Annotated in this window: 17 protein-coding genes; 8 read left to right on the forward strand and 9 right to left on the reverse strand. The window is 45.2% G+C overall.

The features are described 5' to 3' along the window. The first annotated feature begins 70 nt into the window (after positions 1 to 70). The gene (locus J0L70_RS17705; RefSeq protein ID WP_287455396.1) at positions 71 to 1483 is read left to right on the forward strand and encodes a sensor histidine kinase; all 1413 of its coding nucleotides are present in this window, start codon (positions 71 to 73) and stop codon (positions 1481 to 1483) included. Here J0L70_RS17705 and purU read toward each other — a convergent pair. Together purU and J0L70_RS17715 are read right to left on the reverse strand one after the other, a co-directional pair. Continuing rightward, the gene (gene purU, locus J0L70_RS17710; RefSeq protein ID WP_017286940.1) at positions 1433 to 2287 is read right to left on the reverse strand and encodes a formyltetrahydrofolate deformylase; all 855 of its coding nucleotides are present in this window, start codon (positions 2285 to 2287) and stop codon (positions 1433 to 1435) included. The genes J0L70_RS17705 and purU overlap by 51 nt on opposite strands. Then, on the reverse strand, positions 2284 to 2880 hold the full coding sequence (locus J0L70_RS17715; RefSeq protein ID WP_287455397.1) for a DUF4340 domain-containing protein: 597 nt from the start codon (positions 2878 to 2880) through the stop codon (positions 2284 to 2286). Before J0L70_RS17715 ends, purU begins: the two co-directional genes overlap by 4 nt. A gap of 91 nt (positions 2881 to 2971) precedes the next feature. Between J0L70_RS17715 and J0L70_RS17720 the strand changes: the two genes are divergently transcribed. Together J0L70_RS17720 and J0L70_RS17725 are read left to right on the forward strand one after the other, a co-directional pair. After that, a complete protein-coding gene (locus tag J0L70_RS17720) occupies positions 2972 to 3268 on the forward strand; it encodes a hypothetical protein (protein WP_268241871.1) in 297 nt (98 codons plus the stop codon). Positions 3269 to 3270: 2 nt separating this feature from the next. Then, a complete protein-coding gene (locus J0L70_RS17725) occupies positions 3271 to 3669 on the forward strand; it encodes a type II toxin-antitoxin system VapC family toxin (RefSeq protein ID WP_017286937.1) in 399 nt (132 codons plus the stop codon). A gap of 2 nt (positions 3670 to 3671) precedes the next feature. Here the strand turns inward: J0L70_RS17725 and J0L70_RS17730 are convergent, their stop codons facing one another. Then, entirely contained in the window at positions 3672 to 4301 is a 630-nt protein-coding gene (locus tag J0L70_RS17730; RefSeq protein WP_287455398.1) for a rhomboid family intramembrane serine protease, read from the reverse strand. Between the two features lie 44 nt (positions 4302 to 4345). Here J0L70_RS17730 and J0L70_RS17735 point away from each other — a divergent pair, with 44 nt between their 5' ends. Then, positions 4346 to 5428, forward strand: coding sequence for an acyl-CoA dehydrogenase family protein (locus J0L70_RS17735; protein ID WP_287455399.1), 1083 nt, complete (start codon positions 4346 to 4348; stop codon positions 5426 to 5428). On the opposite strand, the gene J0L70_RS17740 is transcribed toward J0L70_RS17735, so the two are convergent. Further along, positions 5394 to 6266, reverse strand: a complete 873-nt coding sequence (locus J0L70_RS17740) for a pentapeptide repeat-containing protein (protein WP_017286934.1) — start codon at positions 6264 to 6266, stop codon at positions 5394 to 5396. The genes J0L70_RS17735 and J0L70_RS17740 overlap by 35 nt on opposite strands. 185 nt (positions 6267 to 6451) lie before the next feature. Here J0L70_RS17740 and lnt point away from each other — a divergent pair, with 185 nt between their 5' ends. Beyond that, positions 6452 to 7921, forward strand: coding sequence for an apolipoprotein N-acyltransferase (gene lnt / locus J0L70_RS17745; protein WP_287455400.1), 1470 nt, complete (start codon positions 6452 to 6454; stop codon positions 7919 to 7921). On the opposite strand, the gene J0L70_RS17750 is transcribed toward lnt, so the two are convergent. After that, positions 7871 to 8815 carry a bestrophin family protein gene (locus J0L70_RS17750; protein ID WP_017286932.1) on the reverse strand — a complete coding sequence of 315 codons (945 nt, stop codon included), beginning with the start codon at positions 8813 to 8815 and terminating at the stop codon, positions 7871 to 7873. The two genes, lnt and J0L70_RS17750, sit on opposite strands and share 51 nt — an antisense overlap. Before the next feature lie 49 nt (positions 8816 to 8864). Then, positions 8865 to 9275, reverse strand: coding sequence for a hypothetical protein (locus tag J0L70_RS17755; protein ID WP_225885710.1), 411 nt, complete (start codon positions 9273 to 9275; stop codon positions 8865 to 8867). Between the two features lie 320 nt (positions 9276 to 9595). Here J0L70_RS17755 and J0L70_RS17760 point away from each other — a divergent pair, with 320 nt between their 5' ends. Both J0L70_RS17760 and J0L70_RS17765 read left to right on the forward strand, forming a co-directional pair. Beyond that, a complete protein-coding gene (locus J0L70_RS17760) occupies positions 9596 to 9811 on the forward strand; it encodes a hypothetical protein (RefSeq protein ID WP_287455401.1) in 216 nt (71 codons plus the stop codon). Between the two features lie 3 nt (positions 9812 to 9814). After that, positions 9815 to 10219, forward strand: coding sequence for a hypothetical protein (locus J0L70_RS17765; RefSeq protein ID WP_287455402.1), 405 nt, complete (start codon positions 9815 to 9817; stop codon positions 10217 to 10219). A gap of 171 nt (positions 10220 to 10390) precedes the next feature. Here the strand turns inward: J0L70_RS17765 and J0L70_RS17770 are convergent, their stop codons facing one another. The 3 genes from J0L70_RS17770 to J0L70_RS17780 all read right to left on the reverse strand — a co-directional run bounded on the left by J0L70_RS17770 (position 10391) and on the right by J0L70_RS17780 (position 12791). After that, entirely contained in the window at positions 10391 to 11536 is a 1146-nt protein-coding gene (locus J0L70_RS17770; protein ID WP_268241865.1) for an AI-2E family transporter, read from the reverse strand. A 218-nt stretch (positions 11537 to 11754) separates the two neighbouring features. After that, positions 11755 to 12195, reverse strand: coding sequence for a GNAT family N-acetyltransferase (locus J0L70_RS17775; RefSeq protein ID WP_287455403.1), 441 nt, complete (start codon positions 12193 to 12195; stop codon positions 11755 to 11757). After that, a complete protein-coding gene (locus J0L70_RS17780; RefSeq protein ID WP_353736644.1) occupies positions 12195 to 12791 on the reverse strand; it encodes a MiaE family protein in 597 nt (198 codons plus the stop codon). The genes J0L70_RS17775 and J0L70_RS17780 overlap by 1 nt, the downstream gene beginning before the upstream one ends. A 10-nt stretch (positions 12792 to 12801) precedes the next feature. On the opposite strand from J0L70_RS17780, the gene J0L70_RS17785 reads away from it, so the two are divergent. Beyond that, positions 12802 to 13665: a DMT family transporter gene (locus J0L70_RS17785; RefSeq protein ID WP_017286925.1), complete on the forward strand. Its 864-nt coding sequence runs from the start codon at positions 12802 to 12804 to the stop codon at positions 13663 to 13665. Positions 13666 to 13693 lie beyond the last annotated feature (28 nt).

Genomic DNA, 13693 nt, shown 5'->3' on the forward strand with positions numbered 1-13693 from the left:
GCTGCACACAATAGTTAATTTTTCCTGCTATTTTTGCGGATAAACGGCTCGATCTGAAAAATTAGAAAATATGACTTTCTTAAATTCATCAGAACGAAACTGGCTCGTTGCAGGCTTTGGATTGCTGCTTGTGATTCTTTGTATCAGCAGTTTAATCTCATATCAAAATGTAAATCAACTAGTGGAAAGCAGTCACAAGTCTCAGCAAACTTATGAAGTGATTAAAAATTTAGATGAAGTGTTTGCAGAAATTACGAGCGCAGAATCTGCTCGGCGCGGATATATTTATCTAGGAAATCGCAGCGAATTCAATCGATATAAATCTGCTATTGATCGGATTCCAGTGAAGCTGAACCAGTTGCATCAGCAGTTTTTGCTAGAGCCAAAAGAATTTTCAAGTTATCAAGAGCTACAAAAAATAGTCTTACAGCGAGTTGAGCTTTTAAACGAATCGATCGCGCTGTACGACATCAATCAAACTGCATTGATGCAGCAAAGCATTTTAACGAGTCGAAGTATTGCTTTGAGAGAACGAATCCACACTGTAATTTCCCAACTTTCTCAGCAAAAGCAGACAGAGTTAAAACAATCAATTGAGCAATCAAAACAAAGTATTCAGACGCGAAAAGTGATCGAAGTTTGGATGATGATTGCTGGATTTATGGCAATTTTTATCTGCTTTGCGGCTTTGTATAGTCAGGTCACTCAACGGCATCAAGCAGAATATCTAAAGCAGAAATTGATGCAGCAGAAGGAAATCAGCGATCTGAAAACTCATTTTTTCTCGATGGTTTCTCATGAATTTCGCACCCCGCTGAGTGTCGTTTTAGGATCAGTTCAATTGCTGATTAAAGGGAATTCAGATTGGAGTGAAGCCCGGCGATTGAAAAATCTCGATCGAATTCAATCTGCTGCAAAATCAATGCAGCAACTATTTATCGATGTGCTGACCTTAACTAGAGCAGATGCAGGAAAACTAGAGTGCAATCCAGAAACGATCGATCTAGAAGCATTTTGCTTGAATCTCGTGGAAGATTTTGAGATTTCGACGAATCACGTGATCCACTTTCAAACGCAAGGAAAATATACTCATGCCAATTTGGATGAGCGATTGTTGTATTCGATTTTGAGTAATTTGCTGGCGAATGCGATCAAGTATTCTGAGCCAGGCAGTAGTGTTTTATTACTGCTTGATGGAACCAGCGATCGCATTCGATTTCAAGTCAAAGATCAAGGAATTGGAATTCCTTTAGAAGATCAGCCAAGAATTTGCGAGCCTTTTTATCGGGGTCAAAATCTAAACTATGCAGCCGGAACAGGTTTAGGTTTAGCAGTCGTTAAAAAGTGTGTGGAGTTACAGCAGGGCGTGATGACGATTGAAAGCGAAAAAGGTCAAGGCACGACTGTCACGATCGAACTGGCTCGCCATCTTCTAACCAAAGACAACCGTTCGATTTCCATACACCAAAACGCGATTTTGTAGATGTAGTCGAACAGCTCTTGCAAGCACAATTCGCTCTAAATCTTTTCCTTTGCGAATGAGATCTTTGACATCATCTCGATGGCTGACTCTGACCACATCTTGTTCAATGATTGGACCTTCATCGAGATCTTTAGTTACATAATGTGCCGTCGCTCCAATGATTTTTACCCCTCGTTCAAAAGCTCTTTGATAAGGGTTCGCGCCTGCAAATGCAGGTAGAAATGAGTGATGAATATTAATCACATTCGAGAATTTTGAGACAAAATCTGCACTCAAAACTTGCATATATTTTGCCAAGATAACTAAATCAATCTTGTATTGTTCTAAGAGTTCTAATTGTTTTGCTTCTTGCTCGAGTTTTGTTTCTTTGGTGATGGGAATGTGATGGAAATCAATCTCAAATTGTTTCGCGATCGCTCCTAGTTCTTCATGATTGCTGATAATGACTGGAATTTCCGCTTTGAATTCTCCCGATCTCTGTCGCCAGAGTAAGTCATACAAACAATGATCTTGCTTGCTCACCCAAATCGCAATGCGCGGCACGGCATCTGAGAAATGTAATTTCCAACTCGCATTCAAAGGAGTTGCGACGGCTTGAAACGCAGGCTCAATCACCTCACGCGGTAAATGAAATCCTTCAAGTTGCCATTCGATTCGATTGAGAAATAATCCGGCTGAAAAGTCAGTATGTTGATCAGCGTGAATAATATTTCCGCCATTTGAGTAGATAAAGTTTGCGAGCTTTGCAACTAAGCCTTTTTGATCAGGGCAGGAAATTAACAGGGTTGCGGTTGGAGTGTTCATTTGGGAGAGGGAGAAGCACTAGGGCTGATAGAGGGAATAGCTTTCGGTTTGGGTTTATCGCGTTTCCATTCTATTAAAGGTCGATCAACTGCATTTTGGAAGTTGATCGGAATGAGTAGAACGGAGAGATCTTGATTGTCAGGCGGATCAACTAAGGCATACAAGAAATTTCGATTAAAGTTTGGTTTACCGATGACTAAGCGATGATTTTGCTGATTGTTTAGTTTTACTTCAACCGTTGCAGAAGGTTGATCTAAACCGAATTCTGGCTTTTTAGCAGGGGGAACGGTAAAGGTGCGATCGCTTTTCCCTGTTGCAAGCAGATTGAGAAGAAAAGCCACTGCACCTTCATCTGCGGGGGCGACTTCTGGCTTTTTCAATGTCCAATTGCCTGCTTTCTCAAAGACAAGGGTTTGTTTTGGAGTCTGCACCGTGAACGCTTGAACGTCTTGTTCTTTGAAGTTAAAAAGCGGCTTCTCGTCGGACTGGGCTTGATCGACTTGAGGCGGCTTTTTCGACTCGGTGTAATAAACATATCCACCTAGTGCCAAAGCAGCAAAGACGAGAGCGATCGAAGTGCGCTGAAATTTCATAGAAAGCAACAAATCACCGCAGCTATTTTAGAGGATTTCGCGACGAGGACGACTCGGTTAGAATTGAGTCAGGCATTTGGAGGGTAAGAAAATGACTCAAGCAACTGATTTAAAGCAAGTCGTTGAACATCGGATTACCCAAATTATTGATCAGCTTCAGAAAGCCCATCCTTTTCTTCAAGATCTCGATCGCACTCAACAGATTCGCGAACATACGGATGAACTGTTAGAACTTTGGCAACCGCAACAGATTCTAGAGATTCCACAAGAAGAGTTGGTTAGCATTGTTCAAGATATTATGGTCATGAATAGTGTTGCAGGAATGCTCAACGATTTGACACCAGCGCAGATGCAAATGTTTGATGAAGCGGTGAAGCGTGGAAATTAGAGATGGGTTACTTGCTGGATACAAATATTATCACCGTGATTTTGAAAGAAAACCAGCAAGCGATGCGTCAATTCAGACGCGCAAGGCAATCTCGCTCAAGGCTTTGTATTAGCTGTATGAGCTACTACGAAATCAAGCGCGGTCTTATCTATTCCAATGCAACTCGCCAGCTATCAAATTTTAAAACTTTTTGTTTATCAGTCGAAATCTTGCTGATTGATGATCTCGAAATCATTGAAACTGCTTCGAGAATCCATGCTGATTTGCGCAGACGGGGTAGACCGATTCAAGATGCAGATATTTTGATCGCGGCAACTGCGATCGTGAATTCTTTAACCGTTGTTTCTAATGATGCCGATTTGCAGAATGTGCAGTCGTTAAATCTAGAAAACTGGCTTTAAATTTATCGAATCCAAGCCTCGGCTTGCCTAAAAACATCTAGAAATTGACCAAATCCTTCTCGAAGTTGCGGCAGATATCGTGCAGCAAAAATGCCGCCGAGAAAGCCAAACAGATGCTCTTCCCAGGAAATGCGCTGATAGATGGGAAGCAAACCCCAAAGATATTTGCTGTGAAAAAAGGCGGTGAACACTAAGAGGAGAACGGTTGGGATATTGCGCTCGAAGAATGCCAAAGACATTAAAAAACCTAAATACCCAAACGTTACGCCACTTGCACCAATATGATTGGTGCGATCGCGCCCAAGCAACCAGGTTCCGAATCCGCTTGTTAACGCAACAGTGAACGTGACGGCTCCAAAATTCTCAGGGTTTTGCAATAAAATCAGTCCACCGTAAGTGATAAACGCGATCGTATTGCTTTCTAAATGTCCCCAACTGCCATGCAAAAACGGAGCAAACAGCACACCCCATAATCCAGGCAATTGCCGGGGACGAATCCCTAAGTTATTCAAAGACTTTGCGAAAAATCCAAAATTGATCACCGCCACAATCCAAGCGATCGCGACTAAATATCCAAGAATTTTGGCGCGTTCTACCCAGTTGAGTACCGCAGTTTGGCTAAAATCAGTCATACGCAAATCAGAATTCGCAAATTCTCACATTCACCCTTTTATACATGCAAACTGCATCTCTTCTGGAAATCGCGAAGACTTATCTGCGAGAAACGATTCAACCGATCGCCAATCAGCTTGATGAAGAGGTCGAAGCATTGCGATCGGCATTACAAGGATTAGGCGATCGTCAACTGCTGGCGCTGAGAGTTCCTAAACTTTATAACGGCGCAGAATTAGACGTTTCTGCGTTTCACTCCTTTCAAACTCAAACGGCTCGATTTTCTGGTGCGCTCGCCTTTCTCCAAACGCAACATCAAAGTGCTGGAGCAATTTTATCGAAAAGCGAGAATGAAGCGTTGAAGCAAGCTTACTTACCGAAGATGGGAACAGGTGAGAAGCTTGTGGGAATTGGGTTTTCACATTTACGGCGATCGAATCATCCGCCGCTTCAAGCGATCGAGACGGCTCATGGGTATGAGATTCACGGTCATATTCCCTGGATCACCGGATTCGGCTTGTTTGAATCGGCGCTGATTGCAGCCGTTTTGCCCAATGGTCAAGCGGTTTACGGCATGATTCCGTTTACGAATACCGATACTCAGGGTTCAATTCGATTGAGTGAACCGATGCAGCTAGCGGCAATGAGTTCGACGAATACGGTAACGGCAGAATTGAGAAAGTGGCATCTTGCAGCTTCAGATGTGGCATTTGTAGCGGAAGCAGGGGCGATTTTGAAGCAAGATCGCGTGAATGTGCTTAATCACAGTTTCTTTTCACTCGGGTGTGCTCAGGCTGGATTAGATATTCTCAAAGCGGCGATCGAAACTAAATCAGAGCTAGCGATCTCACCTGCCTATGCCGCGCTTTTCGAGGAATGGCAACGCTGTCAGCACTTGATTACTACGGCTCAAGATCAAAGCTTCGAGGAACGGCTAAAATTGCGAGCTTGGGCGATCGAACTCGCAACAAAGTGCGCTCATGCCGCCGTTGTAGCTTCGAGTGGAGCGGCAAATTCTAAAGGACATCCAGCCCAGAGAGTTTATCGAGAAGCATTAGTGTTCTCTGTTTCGGGGCAGACGGCAGCCGTCTTAGAGGCAACGTTGGATCGCATCACACGATTGCATGAGATTGATCAGCGAGCGTAATATATCGGCGAGCCAGATCTGAGAAGACGGTATCCGTAAGAATGGTTTCTTCGAGTTTGACTCCGAGAATTCGGGCGTTACTGAGATCCGATCGCGTTAAATTTGCGCGGCTCAGATTTGTCCATTGCAAGTTTGCGCCATAGAGAAAGGCAGCTTCTAAGTTTGCTCCCGTCAGATTTGCACCTGAGAGATTCGCTCCATGCAGACGGGCATTTCTAAAATTTGAGAGCGATAACGACGCACCCTCCAAATTTGCACCACTAAGTTTTGCTTCGCTGAGGTTGATTCCCGTGAGATCGATACCGCTGAGATCGGCTCCATTTAAGAAGGCTTCGGCAAGGTTGGTATCGCTGAGAAACGCGTTTTTGAGCGATGCACCGCTGAGTTTTGCAGCTTGCAGATTTGCCCAGTTGAGGTTTGCGCCATCAAGCTTAGCTCCGCGCAGATTGGCTCCGATCAGCTTCGTGCCGCAGAGATTCGCTCGTTCCAAGATAGCGCTACGAAGGTTCGCATGGCTGAGATCGGCTCCACTTAGCCGCGATCGCGTAAAGTCAGATTTGACCAGAAATGCGCCATTCAAGCGAGCTTTCGTCAAATCGGTATCGGTAAAATTGCCTTCAGTGAGTTTGACAAACTGGAAATTTGCCCAGTTGAGAAAAGCGCCTTTAAGGTTGGCTTTCATTAAGAACGATCGACTGAAGTTTGCACCAGTAAGGTTGGCGTTTTCCAAATTGATATCGACAAGGGTGAGATTGCTGAGGTCTGCATTCCTGAGATTGACTCCAGAGAAATCTCGATCGCCGTATTCATATCGTCGGAGTAGCTCGCTGACTTCCATGTCTGCTTCCAATCTTAAGATTCTCTTCAGCTTATGCGGTTTATCTAAAATTGCGCGGAGATAGAAACAGAATGAAACGGTTGCTTACTAAAGTTCATATCGAGATTGAATTCAAAAAATCCCCAGCAGCAGGATTTATAAGTTAACTGGTAGTATCGATCGCACAAGAGTTAGTGTTGTGTTTTATGAAGCTGAAAATAGCTTTACCGATCGCAATTTTCAGCGCTGGATTGATGGGATGTGCGCCTGCGCCGATTGGGCTTTGGAGTCTGGCTTGGATCGCGTTGGCTCCCTTGTGGGTCGTGACGGTCAAGACTCGATCGAGAAAGCCTGCCCTTCTTTGGGGAATTGTCTATCACGGCTTTGCGCTGCATTGGATTACGGGCTTGCATCCGTTGATGTGGCTCGGAATTCCGTGGATTGCCAGTGTGGCGGTCGTCGCATTCGCTTGGACATTTATTACAGGATGGGGAGCGCTGTGTGTAGGGCTGTGGGCGTGGGGCGTGAGAACGCTTAAAGCTCCAATGTTGCGAATTCTCATCGGGGTCGCGCTCTGGTGTGGGCTAGAAACGGTGCGACAGTGGAGCGCTCTCGATTGGACATCGCTCGCTTATACGCAGAGTCCAGCGAATCTAATTATTTTACATTTGGGAAGAATTTCAGGGACTTTGACTGTCACCGCCGCGATCGTGCTGGTGAATGGATTGCTTGCAGAGGCTTGGTTAGCTAAAGAGAAACGTCTGTATGGAATTGCCATTGCGAGTTTTCTTGGGCTGCATCTGATCGGATTTGGACTTTATCAAAGCGAGATCGTACAGAACCCGGAAGCCAAACTTACCGCAGGCATTGTGCAAGGCAATGTGCCAACGCGAGTCAAACTTTTTGCAGAAGGGTTGAAAAAAGCATTAGACGGCTATTCTTCAGGCTATCGAACTCTTTCAGATCAAAATGCTGATTTTGTCGTCACGCCAGAAGGAGCATTGCCGTTTTTGTGGCAAGGGCAGAATTTGAAAAATAGCGTCAATCAAGCGATCGCGGACAAGAAAACGCTTGCATTGATTGGCACATTTTTTCCAGAGGGCACGCAATATACCCAAAGCTTGATCGCGATCGACCAAGGCAACACGATCGCTCGATACAACAAAATCAAATTAGTTCCTTTGGGCGAATATATGCCGTTTGAGGAAGTTCTCGGGCGGTTATCGCCGATTGAATCCTCGATGTCGCCGGGAGACTTTAATCAAGACTTTCAAACGCCATTAGGACGAATCGCGATCGGGATTTGCTTCGATTCTGCGTTTTCAGAAGTGTTTCGCCGTCAGGTGGCAAAAGGCGCGCAGTTTTTGATCACTGCCTCGAATTTAGATCCTTACAGCACCGTACTCATGGCACAACATGAAGCACATGATGTGATTCGAGCGATCGAAACTGATCGGTGGGCAGTGCGGGTAACGAACACAGGATACTCCGGCATTGTTGATCCACATGGTCGGGTGCAATGGCGATCGCACCCGAATCAATATGCAGTTCACGCAGACACCATTTATCGCCAGCAAACCCAGACTTTGTATGTGAAATGGGGCGATTGGCTGACTCCGACTCTACTAGGAGCGAGCGTTACGTTGCTGTTCTTCGTAGGTCGTAATCAGCGATAGATCTTGAGGGTTAATACTCGGCTCTAAGCTGATTAAATCGATAATATTTTTCAGCATCGTTTCACAGATTGCATCGAGGGGTAAATCATTTGGATCGCGTCCAAATGGATTTTCAATTTCAATGCCGATCGCTTCAATTCCAAACAACGTAAAGCTAATTAGCACAACCACTGGAGCCGTCCACCAGCCTAAATTTCCCACCATTTGAAAGGGCAAAGATAGGCAATAGAGCAAAATTAACTGTTTGAGGTGAATCGCATAGGCGATCGGCATCGGGGTTTTGAGAATTCGCTCACATGCGCCTAAACAATCGACTAATCCGTTCAAGAGCAATTGCATCTCAACGAGTTGATGAATTTTGACACGATCGTGCTGATGCTGTAATTGCAAATAATCGCCAATCCAAAACGCAACTCTCAAAGGTGGATTCGTCACCGTTTTCAGTTTTGAAACATGCTCAGGAGTTAATAAACTTTCTAACTCTGAGTCTGCAAGTTCTTGGCGAAGATGTGCTTTTGTGGTTACTGCAAAAGCAACTAACAAATGCAGAGCTTCAATTTTTTCGATACGATCGCGCTCTGTTTTCTCGCACACGGTCACCCAGATTTGTCGAGCGAGATTTCGGGTATCGTTGACCAATTTTCCCCAAGCTTTTCTGCCTTCCCAAAAGCGATCGTAGGCTGTATTAGTACGAAACACTAAGAGCAAGCCTAAGACAATATTAGGAATTAAACTCGCTAAGGCAGGAACTGAAACCGGAATCCCTTGACCAAATGCAATCGAGACAATTAGCCCAAAAAAACCGCAAAAGAGCGATCGCGGTAAAACATCTAAAACAACTGAGCCTTTCAGTTGAAGTGCCGTTCGCAGCCAACGCTGTTTTTCAAAACTCATACATTCGATCGCATTGCAACCGCTTCATAATACTTGACCATTTGCGATCTTAACGACGGACTGTTCCCGTAAATCCAGCCGCTTTGAACTGTAAAAGCTTTAACGGCAAAGGCTGACTCTCTGGCACATTAATCGGAAATTCAAATTCACTGACTCCAGGTGGCACTTCTGGAATTGAACCTAAGCGAGTCCGATTTTCAATAATCGGATCTTCATTCGCATCGTAAATCCGTCCAAAAATATCTGCGTTGACGATCAATTTATTGGTCGGATTGGTTGCCTTGCCAAACACCATAAAACAGCGCGCCGATTGAGGTACACCGCCCGCTGTAATCGCTCCTTTGGCTAAATCCTCGGGACATTCTCGATACGATACATCTGAGAGTTTAATCTGCACCAATGCCCACGCATCGAATGTCCCCAACAGCCAAATACATGCTGCCAGGAGGATTGCAACCATCGATCGCATTCTCATAACTCAACTATTCCAGATGTGATACAGGCTCAAGTTTAGCGCACTAGTCGTTCACCATAATCAATTTGTTAGCTGGCTTCGTTCTAGCTGGTAGGGGCGTTATTTGGAAATGCAGAGTTAGATATGAAGCTCAAGTTGCTTGCGTACATAGTTGGCATAAGAATGTATCATTTGAGTCGTTGAGTGGGCGGATTTATGGACGATCAGGATATAGCATTCGCGTACTAGCAAGCCAAGGCGTGTCTTCTGGTCAGTTTGATATCGAGTAAGCTGTAAGTGTGATTGCTTGAAAAGAGGTACACGACATGACATTAGCTGATTTGCTTCCTGATGCAAGACGACTCTCTGCCGCAGAAAAACTTAAGCTGATTCGGATTCTAGCTGAGGATTTGGAGATGACTGAGCAGATTGCGCCATTAGAACCCTTCAAAACCTATGACTTGCCAACTCCATATGATTGCTATGGCGCGGGTGCAGTTTTGATGGAGGCTTTCAAGCAGCCAGATGCAAGTCAGCAATAGTGTATGCGATTCAAATATTCAACCAACAGTCCAGTTCAAAATGAGTTTGATAGTTTGCCGAGACTTCCATTATTGCTCCATCGAGAAGCTCGGAGCGTTGAAGCAGTCGGTCTCGTAGATAGCGGAGCAACAGTTAATGTCTTATCCTATGAACTCGGTCTTCAATTGGGGGGAGTTTGGGACGATCGCAGAGCCATTATTCAGTTAGCAGGGAATCTCAGTAATCAGCCAGCGATGCCTTTTTCTGCGATTGCCCAAATCGGTGAATTTCAACCCGTTGAATTACTCTTCGCATGGGTGAAGCGCCCAAACACTCCGTTAATCTTGGGACAGACAAACTTCTTTCTTGAATTTGATGTTTGCTTCTACCGCTCCAAGATGGAGTTTGAAGTCAATCCAAAATCCTAGTGGCTAGCCAGCTAACCATTCTGTTAGAGCGGCAAAAAATTCTCCTCGCTTCGTTTCAGTCATACTTGCCGCCACTCAACAGAACCGATAGGGAGATGGAGGAGTGGGGGAATAGGGAGCTTTCTGTGCCTGGGTTTGCCCTATTCCTCCACTTCGCAAGATTGCAGTCAACTACTCCTCTTGAGATTCGCTCGGCGGTTCATCTTTTGGTGCAGTCGAGCTATGGATTTGTGTCGCTGCTGGCAGCTTTTGTAACTCTGGAGGGGTGGGTTCGAGCAGTTCTGCTTCGATTTCGTCTTTGCGCCAGCGATCGAGGATGTCCCGCACTAATGCCTCACGCACCCAAATCTGACCCACAATCACAAGCGGAATGGCTAAAAACAAGCCAAGAAAGCCAAAGAAAACCGTGAATACAACTTGTGACATCAACGTTACCGCAGGTAAAATTGCCACCTGACGCGACATCACAAACGGAACGAGTAAATACTGCTCTAATTGCTGAATCACAATGTACAGTACTAGCACGGCAACGGCTTTCCAGGGCGCATCGAGTAATGCCACTGCCATTGGTGGAATCACACTTAAAACAGGACCCACATTCGGAATTGCTTCCAACAATCCGGCTAAAAGCGCATTGGCTAATACCAGCGGTACACCTAAAATCAGCAGCGCGATTCCGCTGACTAGACCGATCACAATCATATTGATCATGATCCCAATTACCCAATTGACCAATGAAACTTCGCACATTGACAGAATTTGATCTGCCCGTCTCCGATAAAACGACGGAAATAGTGCGATGAATCCTCGTCGATAAGATTGAGGATCAATCAGCAACATAACGGTCAGAATCAAGATCAATAGAATATTCAACAGAACGTTGAATGTGTTCGAGAAGAATGAAAAGAAGTTACTGAGTAACCGCGCTACAAGCGGTTGACCCTGACGGATCAAATCTTCTACATCCGGGATATATTGCGCCATTCCTCCAGGAAGCGTGTTCTGCATTTGTTGCGCCCAGATCTGAACGCGATCGAGTCCCCGGGGCACAATTTCTACTAACTGCTGGAACTGTGCAATAAACGGCGGCACAATCAGCGCGACGAAAAAGATCGCCGCAGTCAATAAGGTCACAATTGCAATGAGAACAGCTCCGCCTCGCTTGATTTTGAAGCGCTGCAATGTATTGACAAAACTATTTAATGCGGTCGCAAACACAACTGCTGCATAGACGAGCAGTAAAACCTGTCGCATCTCCCACAGCACATAGAGGGAAATCGCTAATGCTAGAAATCCGACCCACTTGCCAAGTCCCACAATTTCTCACCCCTAACACGAGCAAACTAATCGAGTTTAGCTGCTCTGGTCGTATGTGAGTCTGATTTTTTAAACTTCATTACGGGAGGGGGGATGGATTTTTTGACGTAGGGCGATCCTGAATTTGGTGGGGAGTGGGGAGTGGGAAGTGGTTTTGACATTTACAACTTAAGGAAGGCAGGTTGATTCTCAGTCAGGTATTTGACATACACTCGATCTCATCGGGCAGTTTCAACGCCTGTTGCGGGTTGATAACCATTTTTTTCGTAGAGTTGAACGGCTTCTTTTAAAACACTCGCGGTTTCGATCCAAATTTGTTCAAAGCCTTTTTGAGCGATCGCGTTTTCCAATTCGCTCAATAAAAACTTTCCTAATCCCACTCCTCGCGCCTCGGGTCGCAAGTACATTTTGCGAATTTCAACCGCATTTTTGCCTCTAGAAATTGGATAATAAGCTGCCGTTCCCACCAGTTGAAGATTGCGCTCAACGACCCAGAATTCGCCACTCTGATAAAAAGTTTCGACTTCTAAGACATCGAGATCGGCTCCTTCGGGTTCCTGAATCAGTCCATACTCTGCCAACACTGAGCCAATCAGGTTGAAAGCAGCCATGCGATCGTGCGACTGCCATGCTCGAATCAGAAAGTCTTGATACTGCATTAGCTATGAATTCTGGGCTGGGGGTATAACGTCGAGAGAATTTGACTTTCGATGGCTCCGAGTTCTTCGAGGCGTTGAGTGATCAGCGATCGCTCAAAGTATGTATCCGCTAATGTCCAATACACCCCATAATGTCGAGCTTCAGAAGCCATTAAGGCTCGGTAAAATTTCGCTAATTCTTGATCCTCGCAATGCGTGGCGAGAAGTCCCAACCGCTCATGACTCCGAGCTTCGATCAAGCCAGAAACCAAGAGAGAATCTAACATGCGATCGGGTTCTTCGCGGCGAATTTGTTTGTTCAAACTTGCACCGTAAGGCGGCGGTGCAAGCGGGGCAAGCGGAATGTTGCGACGCTCTAAAATTTGGTTGACTTGCTCAAAGTGTTCGAGTTCTTCTTGAGCGATAGCGGTTAGCATCCGCACTAATTTTGCACTGGAAGGATAGCGAAACATTAAATTCAACGCAACTCCAGCCGCTTTCCGCTCGCAGTGAGAATGATCTAGCAAAATTGTGTTTAGATTAGCCAAGGCTTGCTCGACCCAAGCAGAACTTGTCGGCTGTTGCAAAAAGCGAATCGTCGGCAAAGAAGAAACCACGGAAACTCTCATGATTTGGTTGGCATTTGCAATTCTAACGGCTTTTTTTGAGTCTTTGAAGGATGTTTCGAGTAAATACAGTCTGAGAAACTTAGATGTTTACATCGTGGCTTGGACTGCCAATATCTTTGCTGTTCTTTTTCTGATTCCCTTACTATTTGCGGCTGGTATCCCAAAAGTTGAGCCTGGATTTTGGGTTGCATTGCTGATCGGTGGAACGTTGAATGTCATTTCTTTTACGCTTTACATTCGCGCAATTCAAATCGCAGATTTATCGCTAACGGTTCCATTAGTGACGCTGACTCCATTATTTTTGCTAGTCACGTCGCCGTTAATTGTGCAGGAAAATCCAACCTTCGCCGATGCGATCGGAATTGCTCTGATCGTGATTGGCTCTTATGTTTTGAACTTACGCGAGCGCAAGAAAGGCTACTTTGCGCCCCTAAAAGCACTGCTGAAAAACAAAGGCAGCCGATTCATGTTGATGGTTGCCTTTATCTGGAGTATTACGTCTAATTTCGATAAGGTTGGAGTCGTCAATTCCTCCCCGCTCTTTTGGTCAACAGCACTTTATGCTTATTTAGCAGTCGGCATGTTTCCGATCGCGCTGTTCAATTCCCGCCACAAGTTCAAGCAGATTTTGCCAAATTTGCAGCCGCTGATGTTGATTGGGTTCTTTCATGCGATCGCAATTACATTTCAGATGATCGCGGTAACTTATACTTTGGTCACGCAAGTCATTGCGATCAAACGGATGAGTGCGCTCATCAGTGTGCTATTTGGGCATTTCCTATTTCGAGAAACAGGTTTAAAAGAGCGGCTCGGTGGAGCCGCAATTATGGTATTCGGCGTAATTGTGTTGACGTTGTTCTAAAAAGTTGTCTGGTTCTCTTACGTTAAAG

It is taken from the genome of Leptolyngbya sp. UWPOB_LEPTO1 (assembly GCF_017302695.1).
In the GTDB taxonomy this organism is placed as follows: domain Bacteria; phylum Cyanobacteriota; class Cyanobacteriia; order Leptolyngbyales; family Leptolyngbyaceae; genus Leptolyngbya; species Leptolyngbya boryana.

Excerpts from the sequence above, each read along its gene's own strand:
- J0L70_RS17705 (WP_287455396.1), top strand. The coding sequence starts at position 71 with ATGACTTTCTTAAATTCATCAGAACGAAACTGGCTCGTTGCAGGCTTT.
- purU (WP_017286940.1), bottom strand. The coding sequence starts at position 2,287 with ATGAACACTCCAACCGCAACCCTGTTAATTTCCTGCCCTGATCAAAAA.
- J0L70_RS17715 (WP_287455397.1), bottom strand. The coding sequence starts at position 2,880 with ATGAAATTTCAGCGCACTTCGATCGCTCTCGTCTTTGCTGCTTTGGCA.
- J0L70_RS17720 (WP_268241871.1), top strand. The coding sequence starts at position 2,972 with ATGACTCAAGCAACTGATTTAAAGCAAGTCGTTGAACATCGGATTACC.
- J0L70_RS17725 (WP_017286937.1), top strand. The coding sequence starts at position 3,271 with ATGGGTTACTTGCTGGATACAAATATTATCACCGTGATTTTGAAAGAA.
- J0L70_RS17730 (WP_287455398.1), bottom strand. The coding sequence starts at position 4,301 with ATGACTGATTTTAGCCAAACTGCGGTACTCAACTGGGTAGAACGCGCC.
- J0L70_RS17735 (WP_287455399.1), top strand. The coding sequence starts at position 4,346 with ATGCAAACTGCATCTCTTCTGGAAATCGCGAAGACTTATCTGCGAGAA.
- J0L70_RS17740 (WP_017286934.1), bottom strand. The coding sequence starts at position 6,266 with ATGGAAGTCAGCGAGCTACTCCGACGATATGAATACGGCGATCGAGAT.
- lnt (WP_287455400.1), top strand. The coding sequence starts at position 6,452 with ATGAAGCTGAAAATAGCTTTACCGATCGCAATTTTCAGCGCTGGATTG.
- J0L70_RS17750 (WP_017286932.1), bottom strand. The coding sequence starts at position 8,815 with ATGAGTTTTGAAAAACAGCGTTGGCTGCGAACGGCACTTCAACTGAAA.
- J0L70_RS17755 (WP_225885710.1), bottom strand. The coding sequence starts at position 9,275 with ATGGTTGCAATCCTCCTGGCAGCATGTATTTGGCTGTTGGGGACATTC.
- J0L70_RS17760 (WP_287455401.1), top strand. The coding sequence starts at position 9,596 with ATGACATTAGCTGATTTGCTTCCTGATGCAAGACGACTCTCTGCCGCA.
- J0L70_RS17765 (WP_287455402.1), top strand. The coding sequence starts at position 9,815 with ATGCGATTCAAATATTCAACCAACAGTCCAGTTCAAAATGAGTTTGAT.
- J0L70_RS17775 (WP_287455403.1), bottom strand. The coding sequence starts at position 12,195 with ATGCAGTATCAAGACTTTCTGATTCGAGCATGGCAGTCGCACGATCGC.
- J0L70_RS17785 (WP_017286925.1), top strand. The coding sequence starts at position 12,802 with ATGATTTGGTTGGCATTTGCAATTCTAACGGCTTTTTTTGAGTCTTTG.